We start from the raw sequence: 14,022 nt of genomic DNA on the forward strand, positions 1-14,022 counted from the left end.
TCAATTTTATACAAGTTGCTGAAATAATAAATGAACAAATTCTTGAAAAAGAAATTTTTGATAAAAATATCAAACTAAAATAATTTATATACTTTACAGAATACAAAAGTCTCCGAAGTAAAACAAATATACATGAAACGAAACATCAAAAAAGTTGCAGTTATTGGATCTGGAATTATGGGAAGCGGAATTGCTTGCCATTTTGCAAATATTGGAGTAGAGGTGTTACTACTTGATATAATACCTAGAGAGTTAACGGATACAGAAATTAAAAAAGAATTAACTTTAGAAAATAAAGTGGTTCGAAATAGATTGGTAAACGATCATCTAAATAATGCTTTAAAATCAAAACCATCACCTATTTATCATCAAAGTTTTGCTAGTAGAATTACTACCGGAAATACAACGGATGATATGGCTAAAATTGCTTCATGTGATTGGATTATTGAAGTGGTAGTGGAACGTTTAGATATTAAGAAAAGCGTTTTCGAACAAATTGAGAAATTTCGTAAACCAGGAACATTAATTACTTCAAACACATCTGGAATTCCAATTCATTTTATGAGTGAAGGTAGAAGTGAAGATTTTCAAAAACACTTTTGTGGAACGCACTTTTTTAATCCAGCACGTTACTTAAAATTATTCGAAATTATTCCAGGGCCTGAAACTTCAATGGAAGTATTAGATTTCTTAAATAGTTATGGAGAAAAATTTTTAGGAAAAACATCCGTAGTTGCCAAAGATACGCCCGCTTTTATCGGTAACAGAATTGGAATTTTCGGAATTATGAGCTTGTTTCATCAAGTTAAAGAAATGGGCTTAACAATTGAAGAAGTAGATAAATTAACGGGTCCAGTAATTGGCCGACCAAAATCGGCAACTTTCCGAACTGTTGACGTTGTTGGTTTAGATACTTTAGTTCACGTGGCGAATGGAATTTATGAAAATTGCAAACAAGACGAGGTTTTAGAATTATTCAAATTGCCAGATTTTATCAATAAAATGATGGAAAATAATTGGCTAGGAAGTAAAACAGGACAAGGGTTCTATAAAAAAGTTGGTAAAGAAATTCTTTCTTTAGATTTCAATACATTAGACTATCGTGCCGCTAAAAAAGCATCATTTGCAACTTTGGAATTAACAAAAACCATCGAAAAACCAATCGATAGATTTAAATTGTTAATTACAGGAAAGGATAAAGCGGGTGAATTTTATCGAAAAAACTTCGCTTCCATGTTCCAATATTGCTCTAACAGAATTCCAGAAATTACAGATGCTTTTTACAAAATTGACGATGCGATGAAAGCCGGTTTTGGTTGGGAAAATGGACCTTTTGAAATTTGGGACGCTATTGGTGTTCCAAAAGGAATTGAATTAATGCAATCGGAAGGCTTCCAACCTGCAAATTGGGTAAAAGAAATGATAGCATCTGGAAATACGACTTTCTATTCTGTAAAAGATGGTGCAACTTATTACTATAACATTGATAAAAATCAAACAGAAAAAATTCCAGGACAAGATGCTTTTATAATTTTAGACAACATTCGCGAAAGTAAAAAAGTTTGGAATAATAACGAAAGTATTATCACCGATTTAGGTGACGGAATTATAAACTTAGAATTTACTTCAAAAATGAATTCTATCGGAGCTGGTGTTTTACAAGGTATCAACAAAGCTATTGATATGGCTGAAAAAGGATACGAAGGTTTAGTTATTGGAAATCAAGGAACAAATTTTTCTGTTGGTGCCAATTTAGCCATGATTTTCATGTTGGCCGTTGAACAAGAATATGACGAATTAAATATGGCGATCAAAATGTTTCAAGACACGATGATGCGTTGTAGATATTCCTCCATTCCAGTAATTGCTACACCTCACGGAATGACTCTTGGTGGGGGTTGCGAATTAACTATGCACTCAGATAGAGCAGTTGCTGCAGCTGAAACCTATATAGGATTAGTAGAATTTGGAGTTGGTGTAATACCTGGCGGTGGTGGTTCTAAAGAAATGGCGCTTCGTGCATCTGATTTATTTAGAAAAAATGATGTAGAATTAAACGTCTTACAAGAATATTTTTTAACCGTTGGAATGGCGAAAGTGGCAACATCTGCTTATGAAGCTTTCGATATTGGCGTACTTCAAAAAGGAAGAGATATTGTTGTTGTAAATAAAGACAGACAAATTGCTACTGCAAAACAAGTGGCTTTACAAATGGCAAATCAAGGCTATACACAACCAGTGAGAAGACACGATATTAAAGTATTAGGTAAACAAGCTTTGGGCATGTTCTTAGTAGGAACCGACCAAATGGTTGCAGGACAATTCATTTCTGAGCACGACCAAAAAATTGCCAATAAATTGGCTTATGTGATGGCTGGTGGCGATTTATCTGAACCAAATTTTGTTTCTGAACAATACTTATTGGATTTAGAACGTGAAGCTTTCTTATCACTTTGTTCGGAAAGAAAAACATTAGAACGCATTCAGTTTATGTTAACTAAGGGAAAACCGTTGAGAAATTAATCAAAAAGTAATTATGAAAACAGCATATATAGTATCCGCATATAGAACTGCAGTAGGAAAAGCGCCTAAAGGATTATTTCGTTTTAAAAGACCTGACGAATTAGCGGCAGAAACTATCGATCATATGATGGCGCAATTGCCAAATTTCGATAAAACAAGAATTGATGATGTGATGGTTGGAAATGCTATGCCAGAAGCAGAACAGGGTTTAAACGTTGGAAGATTAATTTCCTTAATGGGATTAAAGGTGACAGATGTTCCTGGTGTAACGGTCAACAGATATTGCGCTTCAGGATTAGAAACCATCGGAATGGCAACAGCCAAAATTCAATCAGGAATGGCGCATTGTATTATCGCTGGTGGCGCTGAAAGTATGAGTTATATTCCAATGGGAGGCTACAAACCAACTCCAGATTATAAAGTTGCTGCTGCTGGAAATGAAGACTATTATTGGGGAATGGGTTTAACAGCCGAAGCTGTAGCAAAACAATTTAAAATTTCGAGAGAAGATCAAGATAAATTTGCTTTCGAATCACATATGAAGGCTTTAAAAGCGCAAGCTGATGGAAAATTCGACAGCCAAATTGTGCCTATAAATATTGAACAAACATTTGTTAACGAAAACAGTAAAAAAGAAACCAAATCGTATATCGTTTCAAAAGATGAAGGGCCAAGATTAGGAACTTCGGTGGAAGCCTTAGCCAATTTAAAACCAGTTTTTGCAGCAGATGGTTCTGTTACGGCAGGAAATTCGTCTCAAATGAGTGATGGTGCTGCTTTCGTTTTAGTGATGAGCGAAGAAATGGTGAAAGAATTAAATTTAGAACCAATTGCACGTTTAGTCAATTTTGCTTCCGCAGGTGTAGAGCCAAGAATTATGGGTATCGGACCGGTAAAAGCCATCCCAAAAGCCTTATCACAAGCTGGATTAACACTAAAAGATATCGATTTAATTGAATTAAATGAAGCCTTTGCTTCTCAAGCATTAGCGGTAACTCGCGAATTACATTTAAATCCAGATATTATTAATGTAAATGGAGGAGCAATTGCTCTAGGTCATCCGCTTGGTTGTACAGGTGCTAAATTATCGGTACAATTATTTGAAGAAATGAAACTAAGAAAATCTAAATACGGAATCGTTTCAATGTGTGTAGGTACAGGACAGGGAACGGCGGGAATTTTCGAATTGATTTAAAAATAATTAGAGGAACACAGATTGAAGAAATTTTTTAAATTTTTTAAATTTTTTCAATCTGTGTTCCAAAATAAAAACTTTAAAATAATATAAAAATGGAAGACATAACAAGAGGTGGTCAGTTTTTAGTAAAAGAAACAAAGTGCGAAAATGTTTTCACTCCTGAAGATTTTAATGAAGAACAACTTATGATGCGTGATTCTGTAAAAGAATTCGTAGATAAAGAACTTTGGGCACACAAAGATAAATTTGAGAAAAAAGATTATGCGTATACTGAACAATGTATGCGAAACGCTGGTGCGCTGGGCTTTTTAGGAGTAGCAGTACCAGAAGCCTATGGCGGGTTAGGAATGGGATTTGTAAATACAGCCTTAGTCTGCGATTATATCTCTGGTGCAACAGGCTCGTTTTCAACTGCTTTTGGAGCACATACTGGAATTGGAACGATGCCAATTACTTTGTATGGAACTGAAGAACAAAAACAAAAATATGTCCCAAAATTAGCTTCTGGCGAATGGTTTGGTTCCTATTGTTTGACTGAACCAGGCGCAGGTTCGGATGCGAATTCTGGAAAAACTAAAGCGGTTTTATCTGCAGATGGATCACATTATCTAATTTCTGGACAAAAAATGTGGATTTCAAACGCAGGTTTTTGTAACGTAATGATAGTTTTTGCTCGTATTGAAGAGGATAAAAACATTACAGGTTTTATTGTAGAATATGATAGAGAAAATAACAACGGAATCACGCTAGGCGAAGAAGAACATAAATTAGGAATTCGCGCAAGTTCAACAAGACAAGTTTTCTTTAATGAGACTAAAGTTCCTGTTGAAAATATGTTAGCGGGAAGAGGTGAAGGTTTCAAAATCGCTATGAACGCATTAAATGTAGGTCGAATTAAATTAGCAGCCGCTTGTTTAGAAGCGCAAAGAAGAACCATTTCTGGAGCTGTAAAATACGCTAACGAAAGGGTTCAGTTTAATACGCCAATATCAAGTTTCGGAGCTATTCAAGCAAAAATTGCTGAAATTACTACAAATTGTTATGTAGATGAAAGTGCTACGTACAGAGCTGCTGGGGATATTCAAAACAGAATTGAAGCAAGAGAAGCCGATGGTAATTCTAAACAAGAGGCAGAATTAAAAGGTGTAGAAGAATATGCCATTGAATGTTCTATTTTAAAAGTTGCCGTTTCTGAAGATGTACAGCATTGCACTGATGAAGGAATTCAAATTTTTGGAGGAATGGGTTTTTCAGAAGACACACCTATGGAATCTGCTTGGAGAGATGCCCGAATTGCTCGTATTTACGAAGGAACAAACGAAATTAATCGTATGCTTTCTGTAGGAATGTTGGTTAAAAAAGCAATGAAAGGTCACGTTGATTTAATTGGCCCAGCTATGGCTGTAGCCGAAGAGTTGATGGAAATTCCATCATTTGATGTGCCAGATTACACCGAATTATTAGCAGAAGAAAAAGAAATGGTAGGCAAACTGAAAAAAGCATTTTTAATGGTGGCTGGTGCCGCAGTTCAAAAATTTGGTGCCGAATTAGAAGAGCATCAACAACTTTTAATGGCTGCAGCCGATATGTTAATTGAAATTTACATGGCAGAAAGTGCCGTTTTGAGAACAGAAAAAATGGCTAAAAAATTAGGCGCTGATAAAGTAGTGGATCAAATAGCTATGACACAATTGTACTTGTATAAAGCTGTTGATATTGTTACTCAAAAAGGAAAAGAAGGAATTGTTTCTTTCGCAGAAGGCGACGAGCAACGTATGATGTTAATGGGATTACGTCGATATACAAAATACTTTAATATGCCAAACGTAGTGAAATTACGTGAGCAAATTGCTGCAAAAGTTATCGCGGAAAATAAATATTGTTTTTAATAAATAATTTGTGGTTATAAAAAAGTCCTGATTTTCCAGGACTTTTTTTATTTAATTTACTCTTTGTCTTAAATCCGAAATCTAATATCTAATTTCCAATTAAGTATTCACTTCCAAATCTTTAATATAATCTTCATACTCATAGAAAAACCGCTCAAAAGCATCCATTTTAGTGTAGAAAAAATTAAAAATGGTTTCCCAATCTGATTTTCGGTTCAAACTCACGTCAGATAATTCCACCCAAACACGACTTATAATTTTACCACTTTCTAAATAATGTTCTCTGTTGAAGATTACATCAGATAAAAATTCTTCAATCAAAATATCTTTTAACGATTCGACTTTCTCAAAATAGATTTTTCGTTTATTTTCATCTTTGGGTTCTATATCTAACATTACGTATGCTTTTTTATTATCCACATTGAATTTAAATGTAACGTCTTTAATTTTAGTGTTATACAGCAACCATTTTCTTGGATATTCGTTTCCAAAAGTGCTCCAAAATTCTTTCTTTATTAATTGTGCGTCAGCTTTACTATACATTTTTGTAATTATTTTTTGTAACTTTATAAATTAGAAATCTAAAAATGGAATTCACTCACTTTATAAATAATATTGCAAATTTAAAGAAAGAAAAGTTGTTAGCCACAGATGCACACATAAAAATGGCGCATTTGGAACGAATAACTTATCTAAAGGATAAATTATATTCTGAAATTAAACCTAAAAATGCAGCCGTTTTAATGTTGGTATATCCTAAAGATGAAATGGCACATTTGGCTTTAATTGTACGAAATACTTATCCTGGAGTACATTCTTCTCAAATTAGTTTTCCTGGTGGAAAAGAAGAATTAGAAGATGGAACATTAGAATTTACAGCACTAAGAGAAACAGGAGAAGAAGTTGGCATTCAAATGAATAAAGTTGAAATAATAAGACAGTGTAGTGAAATTTATATTCCGCCAAGCAATTTTTTAGTCACCCCTTATTTAGGTTTTTCAAATGAAAATTTACAATTTATTCCGAATCCAGATGAAGTGCAACGCGTATTAGAATTCCCAATTCATCAATTGCTTAATGAAAAAACTATTGTACAAACGAAAATGACTACTTCTTATGCTACAGATATTGATGTACCTGCATTTCAAGTTGAAGATTTTTTAATTTGGGGCGCTACTGCTATGATGCTCAGCGAGTTAAAAGAGTTGTTTAAAAACGCAATGAAGTAGTATAAAATTACTAAATTTGCATCGTTTTTAAAACGCAATTCGTATGGGATTATTCAAAAGAAATCCGTTTGGACATATATTATTCATCAAGAAATGGTTAATCCGAATTTTTGGTGCTTTAACGCATAGTAGATATAGAAGTTTTAATAATTTACAAATAGAAGGTTCTGAAATAATTCGGAATTTACCAGAAAGAAATGTGCTTTTTATCTCAAATCATCAAACCTATTTCGCAGATGTAACCGCTATGTTTCATGTGTTTAACGCTGCTTTGAAAGGAAGAGAAAATAATATTAAAAATGTGTTTTATTTGTGGAAACCTAAGTTAAATATTTATTATGTTGCTGCGAAGGAAACTATGCAAGAAGGTTTTCTGCCACGAATTTTAGCATATATAGGCGCAATAACTGTTGAAAGAACTTGGCGTGCTGAAGGTAAAGATGTACAACGAGATGTGAATCCGAATGACACTGAAAATATTAAAATAGCATTGGAAGATGGTTGGGTGATTACATTCCCTCAAGGAACAACTCGCTCTTTTAAACCGGTTCGAAAAGGAACGGCTCATATTATTAAACAACACAAACCCATTGTTGTGCCTATTGTAATTGATGGATTTAGAAGATCATTTGATAGAAAGGGATTATTTGTAAAGAAGAAAGGAATTTTGCAATCAATGGAAATTAAGCCACCTTTAGAAATTGATTACGAAAACGATTCAATCGAGAAAATTGTAGAACAAATAGAATTCGCCATTGAACAACATCCTTCGTTATTAAAAGTAATTCCACAAGAAGTTTTAGAAGAAGCAACTAAACTAGATGTAGAAAGACAATGGAAATATTAAAAAAAAAGACCTGATAAAATTTTATCAGGTCTTTTTTTAGTACTCTATTTTCTGTAATTCATTATAATTTCGTTTTAATCTTCTTAACAGAAAACCATATAATAATTTATAAAATAAATAGAAAACAAATATTAGAAACATCACCAAAAGAGCACAACAAATAACAAATAAATATTCATATTTTTCTAATAAGATGCTTAAATTGGCGTCATATTTACTTTGAAAGTAAACTACAATTATACCTGTTATTCCGGCAATTATTAAGTTATACCAAACATAGTATTTTACAATTTTTCTTGTCTTAATGATGTCTTTCATCAAATTATTTACTGAAGAAGTAGCACTTATATTTCTTAAATTCTTGTAGAAATAATAAATAAAAGCCAACAATACCAATATGTTAAATATGGTAACTGTTTTTTCAATTTCATAAATATGAATTTGATTGAGTTTGTTTTTTAAATTTTCATCATAAAATAATGATAAATCCATTAATCTTAAAACAAAAAATTCAACAATACTAATAATGAAAATCCATTTTACAATTGAAGACGAGCTTTTTTGCAACATGGCATAAATTTCATTTTCAGAAACTTGTTTAAATTGCTCGCCATTTTTATTCCAGTCTTTTTTTAATAATTCTAATTCATCCATAATTACGGATTTAATGTTTTTTTAAGTTTCCCTTTAATTCTGTTCATTTTCACACGTGCATTCACTTCGCTAATCCCCAGTGTTTCTGATATTTCAGTGTAATCTTTATCTTCTAAATATAAAAACATCAAAGCTTTGTCAATATCGTTTAACTCCGCAATGGCTTTATACATTAATTTTAGTTGTTCTTCTTGCTCAAAATTATATTCATCCGTATTAATACGATGAAATTCTGAGTCAAATGGTGTGGTCTCAATACTTCGCTTTTTCTTTCTATAAAGTGTAATAGCCGTATTCAGTCCAACTCGATAGGCCCAAGTAGAAAATTTAGATTCTCCTCTAAATTTTGGAAACGCTTTCCATAACTGTATGGTTATTTCTTGAAACAAATCATTATGCGCATCTTGATCAAAAGTATAAAGTCTACAAATTTTGTGGACAATATTCTGATTTGCCTTGAGTTGTTTAACAAAATTTTCTTCCGTTTCCGATATCATATAGTATTTGTAGTGGTGTTTTCTATTTTGTTACAAAGATGATAAACAATTTTTAATTTCATGAATCAAATTTAGATTATTAAAAATTTTATTAATTTCTTTTTTCTGTGTTCTTAATACTAAAATATAGCTTAATTTTGTAATTATACATTCCCGATAGAGTTAAAATTATATGATTACAGAGCAACACTTTCAAAACGAATTAAATTTAATAATCTCCAATGCCATCAGAGAAGATGTTGGTGAGGGCGATCACAGTTCATTGGCTTGTATTCCAACTTCAGCTATAGGAAGTGCCAAACTTTTGGTAAAAGATAGTGGAATTATTGCCGGTGTAGAATTTGCCAAAATGGTGTTTAATTTTGTTGATTCAAACCTTAAAGTAGAAACTTTTATTCATGATGGTTCTGAAGTGAAATATGGTGATGTAGTTTTTCATGTTCACGGAAGTTCTCAATCTATACTAAAAGCAGAACGATTGGTTTTAAACAGCATGCAAAGAATGAGTGCTATTGCCACAAAAACCAATAACTATGTCCAATTAATTGAAGGAACGGGCACAAAAATTTTAGATACTCGTAAAACGACACCTAATTTTAGAGCTTGTGAAAAATGGGCAGTAAAAATAGGAGGTGGTGAAAACCATCGATTTGCATTATACGATATGATTATGCTTAAAGACAATCATAATGATTTTGCTGGTGGAATAACTGCTTCAATTGCTAAAACCAAGCAGTATTTAAAGGAACATAATAAAGATTTAAAAATAATTGTAGAAGCCAGAAATATTGTAGAAGTAGAAGAAATACTAAAAGCGGGTGGTGTGTTCAGGATTTTATTAGATAATTTTGATTTTGAAACGACTAAAAATGCAGTTCAAATTATCGGAAATCAATGCTTAACAGAGTCTTCTGGAAATATTAATGAAGAAACAATAAGAGAGTATGCATTATGTGGTGTAAATTATATTTCATCTGGTGCTTTAACACATTCGGTTTATAATATGGATTTGAGTTTAAAAGCAATTTAAATTACAATATCACCAATACAAATTCAAGAAATTATTAAAGTTTTTAAAATCTCTTTAATTTAGTTTAAAAAGAATAAATATAATAGAACAACGCATACTTTTAACGTGTTTGTAGCTAAAAAAAGATGAAATTTAAAAAAGAAAGTATTAAAAACGCTCCAATAATTAAGCAATTCATTGTTTTGCTAAAGCGAATTCAATTTCCTAGTTTGCAAGGTAGTTCCTTATATGATATTATTAAATTATATCTTTCTGGTATTGTATCGGGAGGAGTAACACATCGAGCTAGTGCTATCGCTTTTAGTTTTTTTATGGCTTTGTTTCCTTTTGCTCTTTTTTTACTTAATTTAATTCCTTTTATTCCACTAGAAAATTTCCAAAATGATTTTCTAACTTTTGTTTCGAAAAGTGTTCCGCCAAATACGTATGATGCTATAGAAGCGATCTTAAAAGATATTTTAAATAATAGCTATAATGGATTACTTTCTTCAGGGTTTATATTGTCCGTATTTTTAATGTCAAACGGAATTAATGCACTGTTGGATGGATTTGAATTGTCAAAAAATATTAGTGAAAAAAGAGGTTACTTTCAGCAGTATGCAATTGCAATTGTTTTATCGTTAATTATTGCTTTCTTAATTTTATTAACCGTTGCTATTTTGATTTTTGTTGCCGTTTTTATTCATCAAGTTGAAACTCAAAGTGGTTATGTATCTAAAATCCCGCTAATAGAAACAATTAGATATTTATTTGTGGTGTTAATGATATTATTCATTACATCCACACTTTATAAATTCGGCACTAGAGAAAGTAAACACATATCGTTTATAAGTTATGGTTCTGTAATGACAACCGTTTTATTTCTCTTAACATCAAATTTATTTGGAATTTATGTAGAAAAATTCGCCAGATATAATGAGTTATACGGTTCTATTGGGACACTTTTAGTTATGATGTTTTACATATGGTTAAACTGTATTTTAATTTTGTTAGGATTCGAATTAAATGCATTTATTTTTCAATTGAAATCCACTAAAAAAGAATAATTAAATAGGAAGAAATAAAAAATAAGTTTAACTTAGCAACATCAAAAATTAAATCAACTATTATGAAAAAGCAAATTTTTACACTATTTATTGCATTAACAGCAATTTTCGCTTCTGCGCAAAAAACAATTGGAGACGTAAAGGTTGACGCAAAACTTTCTGTTGAAGGTCAAAACCTTACATTAAACGGTGCCGGAACTAGAGAAAAAATGTTCATGGACATGTATGTAGGTTCCTTGTACGTTACTAAAAAATCTTCAGATGGAAATGCAATTTCTGCAGCCAATGAAGCTATGGCAATTAAATTGAATATTGTTTCAGGATTAATTTCATCTGAAAAAATGATTACAGCAATCAATGAAGGATTTGAGAGCTCAACAGGCAAAAAAATAGCTCCTTTGAAAGCAAAAATCGATAAATTCAAAAGTTTTTTTAAGGACAAAATCAATAAAAAAGATGTCTTTATTATTGTTTATGTTCCTAATGATGGCGTTTCGGTTTACAAAAACGGATCTAAAAAAGGGACTATTGAAGGTTTAGATTTCAAAAAAGCATTATTCGGAATTTGGTTAGGAAATAATCCTGCCGATGACGATTTGAAAGCAGGAATGCTAGGTAAATAAAAAAAATCCCGTCTTTGTTAGACGGGATTTTTTTTAAACTAAATTATCCGTGGTATACTCTAGAAAAAACTATTTTACCATTTTCAATTTCTAAAACTTCTGCAACAAGCATGTCTTCTTCGTTTTCAACTTGTCTCACATATTCCATAAATACTCTATCGTTGTTGGCTGTTAGCGAGGTAACTTTACAGTATAAAGTAGGAAGTCTTTTAAATGCATCTTTCCACCAAATTCTCAATTCGCTTTTTCCTGTTATTAAACCATTTGTTTCCGGTTTTCTAATTTTTAATTTAAGACTAAAGTGCTTGGCTGCGTCATCATATAAATATAATAGATCCTCCAAGTTATGCGAGTTAAATGCCTCGAACCATTTTTTAGCGATAGCTTCATTTTCCAACATCATATTCACACTAAAAAATGTTATTTAAAATAAGAAAAATCGTGATTGTTTTCAATTTTTAATAATGTTTCGTAAATTAATTTAATCACATTTTCAACATCTTCTCTTTGAACCATTTCTACAGTGGTGTGCATATATCGTAAAGGAAGTGAAATTAAAGCACTAGGTACGCCTCCATTACTATATGCAAAAGCATCAGTATCTGTGCCGGTAACCCTTGAAGTTGCATTCCGTTGAAATGGAATTTGCTTTTCATCTGCAGTATCGATAATTAATTCTCTCAGTTTGTTTTGTACTGCAGGTGCGTATGCAATAACTGGACCTTTTCCCATTTTAATATCACCTTGTATCTTTTTATCAATCATTGGTGTTGAGGTGTCGTGTGTTACATCAGTAACGATGGCAATATTTGGCTTAATGCTTTGTGTAATCATTTCTGCGCCTCTTAAGCCAATTTCCTCTTGTACTGCGTTTACTATATACAATCCAAAAGGAAGTGTTTTTTTATTTTCTTTTAAAAGTCGGGCCACTTCAGCTATCATAAAACCACCAATTCTATTGTCTATGGCTCTACAAACAAACTTGTTTTCATTTAAAATTTCAAATCCATCAGGATATGTAATTACACATCCCACATGAACGCCTAAATCTTCGACTTCTTGTTTGGTGTTGCATCCACAATCAATAAAAATATTTTCTACTTTAGCAGTTTCTTCTTTTCCGGCAATTCTAGTATGAATAGCAGGCCATCCAAAAACACCACGAACAATTCCTTTTTTTGTATGAATATTTACACGTTTTGAAGGTGCTGTTTGATGATCGCTTCCACCGTTTCTTATGACATAAATCAATCCGTCATCGGTAATGTAATTTACATACCACGAAATTTCGTCACTATGTCCTTCAATTACTACCTTAAACGCAGCGTCTGGATTAATAACTCCAACCGCAGTTCCGTAATTGTCGGTAATAAAAGTATCTACATATGGTTTCAAATAATTCATCCATAATTTCTGACCTTCACTTTCATATCCAGTTGGCGATGCATTATTTAAATACGATTCTAAAAAGGCAATCGAGCTATCTTTTAATATACTTTTCATAAAATTTAAACTATTTTTTGCTAAAATAAAAAATTGGCATCTAACTTGCTAATAAAATTTATAATTTTACACTTTAATACATACGATATGTTACGTACTATTTTTATTGCATTTTTGTTTTTTAATTTTTTATCACTTTCTGCACAGGAAGGAGAAGGTTCAGGTGTATCGGATACCATAGAATATATAAAAGATTCAGATACGATTCGAGAAATAATAATTGAAGAAGTTACTATTTCTGACGAGAATACAATAAAACTCACAAAAGCTGAACGCGAACAAATTAAATTGCTAGAGTTTAGAGTGCGTGTTGTATATCCATATGCAAAATTAACAGCCGAAAAGTTAACACAAATTAACGCTACAATGGCAAAACTAAAATCTCAAAAAGAGAAAAGAAAATACTTTAAATTAGTAGAAAAATATTTAAATGAAGAGTTTGAACCAAAGCTTAAAAAATTATCCCGAAAACAAGGTCAAATTTTAGTTAAACTAATCAATCGTCAAACTGGGCAAACCACTTTTGATTTAATTAAAGATTATAAAAGCGGTTGGAAAGCATTTTGGTCTAATAATACCGCTAAATTATTTAATATCGATTTAAAGAAAAGTTATGATCCAATGGGAGTTCCAGAAGATTTTTATATTGAAAGCTACCTTCAACGCGCTTTCGACGAAGGAAGGCTAGTGAAACAAGAAGCTAAAAAACCAATTTCCGAAACCGAATTAAGAGCAAATTGGTCAACTAAAAATAAAGAAAAAATAAAACTTAATTAGCAGCTCTTTCCTGCTCTCCGCTATATCTTTTTGTATAGTGGGCTTTGAAATAAAGCCCACTATACAAAAAGGATGCCGCTACTATCAGGGCTATTGCCTTGTTTTTCTAGTTGAATTCCCCTGCAAAACTTTTTTATCAAGAATTTCTACTATGTAACTTCTTGTTTTTCAATAGTTAAGAAAATACTTTAAAAAAAGATTATTAT

14 protein-coding genes are annotated in these 14,022 nt (G+C 31.8%); 9 read left to right on the forward strand and 5 right to left on the reverse strand.

Annotated features, from left to right (window positions below):
• Positions 1 to 132 precede the first annotated feature (132 nt).
• From ABWP60_RS09070 to ABWP60_RS09080, 3 genes are all read left to right on the forward strand, one after another.
• On the forward strand, positions 133 to 2,523 hold the full coding sequence (locus ABWP60_RS09070) for a 3-hydroxyacyl-CoA dehydrogenase/enoyl-CoA hydratase family protein (RefSeq protein ID WP_353151590.1): 2,391 nt from the start codon (positions 133 to 135) through the stop codon (positions 2,521 to 2,523).
• Positions 2,524 to 2,536: 13 nt separating this feature from the next.
• Positions 2,537 to 3,718: an acetyl-CoA C-acyltransferase gene (locus tag ABWP60_RS09075; protein WP_353151593.1), complete on the forward strand. Its 1,182-nt coding sequence runs from the start codon at positions 2,537 to 2,539 to the stop codon at positions 3,716 to 3,718.
• Between the two features lie 95 nt (positions 3,719 to 3,813).
• Positions 3,814 to 5,610: an acyl-CoA dehydrogenase FadE gene (locus tag ABWP60_RS09080; protein WP_353151596.1), complete on the forward strand. Its 1,797-nt coding sequence runs from the start codon at positions 3,814 to 3,816 to the stop codon at positions 5,608 to 5,610.
• Positions 5,611 to 5,709: 99 nt separating this feature from the next.
• On the opposite strand, the gene ABWP60_RS09085 is transcribed toward ABWP60_RS09080, so the two are convergent.
• A complete protein-coding gene (locus tag ABWP60_RS09085) occupies positions 5,710 to 6,153 on the reverse strand; it encodes a DUF4268 domain-containing protein (protein ID WP_353151599.1) in 444 nt (147 codons plus the stop codon).
• 44 nt (positions 6,154 to 6,197) lie between these two features.
• Between ABWP60_RS09085 and ABWP60_RS09090 the strand changes: the two genes are divergently transcribed.
• Positions 6,198 to 6,839, forward strand: a complete 642-nt coding sequence (locus ABWP60_RS09090) for an NUDIX hydrolase (RefSeq protein WP_353151602.1) — start codon at positions 6,198 to 6,200, stop codon at positions 6,837 to 6,839.
• Between the two features lie 43 nt (positions 6,840 to 6,882).
• Positions 6,883 to 7,686 (forward strand): lysophospholipid acyltransferase family protein, encoded by an 804-nt coding sequence (locus ABWP60_RS09095; RefSeq protein ID WP_353151605.1) that lies wholly within the window; start codon positions 6,883 to 6,885, stop codon positions 7,684 to 7,686.
• Positions 7,687 to 7,722: 36 nt separating this feature from the next.
• Here the strand turns inward: ABWP60_RS09095 and ABWP60_RS09100 are convergent, their stop codons facing one another.
• Together ABWP60_RS09100 and ABWP60_RS09105 are read right to left on the reverse strand one after the other, a co-directional pair.
• Positions 7,723 to 8,340 (reverse strand): DUF8845 family protein, encoded by a 618-nt coding sequence (locus ABWP60_RS09100; protein ID WP_353151608.1) that lies wholly within the window; start codon positions 8,338 to 8,340, stop codon positions 7,723 to 7,725.
• Between the two features lie 2 nt (positions 8,341 to 8,342).
• Positions 8,343 to 8,837: an RNA polymerase sigma factor gene (locus tag ABWP60_RS09105; protein WP_353151611.1), complete on the reverse strand. Its 495-nt coding sequence runs from the start codon at positions 8,835 to 8,837 to the stop codon at positions 8,343 to 8,345.
• A gap of 172 nt (positions 8,838 to 9,009) precedes the next feature.
• On the opposite strand from ABWP60_RS09105, the gene nadC reads away from it, so the two are divergent.
• The 3 genes from nadC (at position 9,010) to ABWP60_RS09120 (ending at position 11,536) form a co-directional block, all read left to right on the forward strand.
• A complete protein-coding gene (nadC, locus tag ABWP60_RS09110; RefSeq protein ID WP_353151614.1) occupies positions 9,010 to 9,867 on the forward strand; it encodes a carboxylating nicotinate-nucleotide diphosphorylase in 858 nt (285 codons plus the stop codon).
• 125 nt (positions 9,868 to 9,992) lie between these two features.
• Positions 9,993 to 10,913 carry a YihY/virulence factor BrkB family protein gene (locus ABWP60_RS09115; RefSeq protein WP_353151616.1) on the forward strand — a complete coding sequence of 307 codons (921 nt, stop codon included), beginning with the start codon at positions 9,993 to 9,995 and terminating at the stop codon, positions 10,911 to 10,913.
• A gap of 62 nt (positions 10,914 to 10,975) precedes the next feature.
• Positions 10,976 to 11,536, forward strand: coding sequence for a chalcone isomerase family protein (locus tag ABWP60_RS09120; protein ID WP_353151619.1), 561 nt, complete (start codon positions 10,976 to 10,978; stop codon positions 11,534 to 11,536).
• 43 nt (positions 11,537 to 11,579) lie between these two features.
• Here the strand turns inward: ABWP60_RS09120 and ABWP60_RS09125 are convergent, their stop codons facing one another.
• Positions 11,580 to 11,939: a nuclear transport factor 2 family protein gene (locus ABWP60_RS09125; protein ID WP_353151622.1), complete on the reverse strand. Its 360-nt coding sequence runs from the start codon at positions 11,937 to 11,939 to the stop codon at positions 11,580 to 11,582.
• Positions 11,940 to 11,956: 17 nt separating this feature from the next.
• Positions 11,957 to 13,039: a M42 family metallopeptidase gene (locus tag ABWP60_RS09130; RefSeq protein ID WP_353151625.1), complete on the reverse strand. Its 1,083-nt coding sequence runs from the start codon at positions 13,037 to 13,039 to the stop codon at positions 11,957 to 11,959.
• A gap of 87 nt (positions 13,040 to 13,126) precedes the next feature.
• Between ABWP60_RS09130 and ABWP60_RS09135 the strand changes: the two genes are divergently transcribed.
• Positions 13,127 to 13,816, forward strand: a complete 690-nt coding sequence (locus ABWP60_RS09135; protein ID WP_353151628.1) for a DUF4294 domain-containing protein — start codon at positions 13,127 to 13,129, stop codon at positions 13,814 to 13,816.
• The last annotated feature ends 206 nt before the right edge of the window (positions 13,817 to 14,022 follow it).

Origin of the sequence: Flavobacterium sp. (assembly GCF_040402895.1) — a bacterium.
Lineage (GTDB): Bacteria > Bacteroidota > Bacteroidia > Flavobacteriales > Flavobacteriaceae > Flavobacterium.

What these genes read in the sequence shown, in the direction of transcription:
- ABWP60_RS09070 (WP_353151590.1), top strand. Translation starts at nt 133, where the DNA reads ATGAAACGAAACATCAAAAAAGTTGCAGTTATTGGATCTGGAATTATG.
- ABWP60_RS09075 (WP_353151593.1), top strand. Translation starts at nt 2,537, where the DNA reads ATGAAAACAGCATATATAGTATCCGCATATAGAACTGCAGTAGGAAAA.
- ABWP60_RS09080 (WP_353151596.1), top strand. Translation starts at nt 3,814, where the DNA reads ATGGAAGACATAACAAGAGGTGGTCAGTTTTTAGTAAAAGAAACAAAG.
- ABWP60_RS09085 (WP_353151599.1), bottom strand. Translation starts at nt 6,153, where the DNA reads ATGTATAGTAAAGCTGACGCACAATTAATAAAGAAAGAATTTTGGAGC.
- ABWP60_RS09090 (WP_353151602.1), top strand. Translation starts at nt 6,198, where the DNA reads ATGGAATTCACTCACTTTATAAATAATATTGCAAATTTAAAGAAAGAA.
- ABWP60_RS09095 (WP_353151605.1), top strand. Translation starts at nt 6,883, where the DNA reads ATGGGATTATTCAAAAGAAATCCGTTTGGACATATATTATTCATCAAG.
- ABWP60_RS09100 (WP_353151608.1), bottom strand. Translation starts at nt 8,340, where the DNA reads ATGGATGAATTAGAATTATTAAAAAAAGACTGGAATAAAAATGGCGAG.
- ABWP60_RS09105 (WP_353151611.1), bottom strand. Translation starts at nt 8,837, where the DNA reads ATGATATCGGAAACGGAAGAAAATTTTGTTAAACAACTCAAGGCAAAT.
- nadC (WP_353151614.1), top strand. Translation starts at nt 9,010, where the DNA reads ATGATTACAGAGCAACACTTTCAAAACGAATTAAATTTAATAATCTCC.
- ABWP60_RS09115 (WP_353151616.1), top strand. Translation starts at nt 9,993, where the DNA reads ATGAAATTTAAAAAAGAAAGTATTAAAAACGCTCCAATAATTAAGCAA.
- ABWP60_RS09120 (WP_353151619.1), top strand. Translation starts at nt 10,976, where the DNA reads ATGAAAAAGCAAATTTTTACACTATTTATTGCATTAACAGCAATTTTC.
- ABWP60_RS09125 (WP_353151622.1), bottom strand. Translation starts at nt 11,939, where the DNA reads ATGATGTTGGAAAATGAAGCTATCGCTAAAAAATGGTTCGAGGCATTT.
- ABWP60_RS09130 (WP_353151625.1), bottom strand. Translation starts at nt 13,039, where the DNA reads ATGAAAAGTATATTAAAAGATAGCTCGATTGCCTTTTTAGAATCGTAT.
- ABWP60_RS09135 (WP_353151628.1), top strand. Translation starts at nt 13,127, where the DNA reads ATGTTACGTACTATTTTTATTGCATTTTTGTTTTTTAATTTTTTATCA.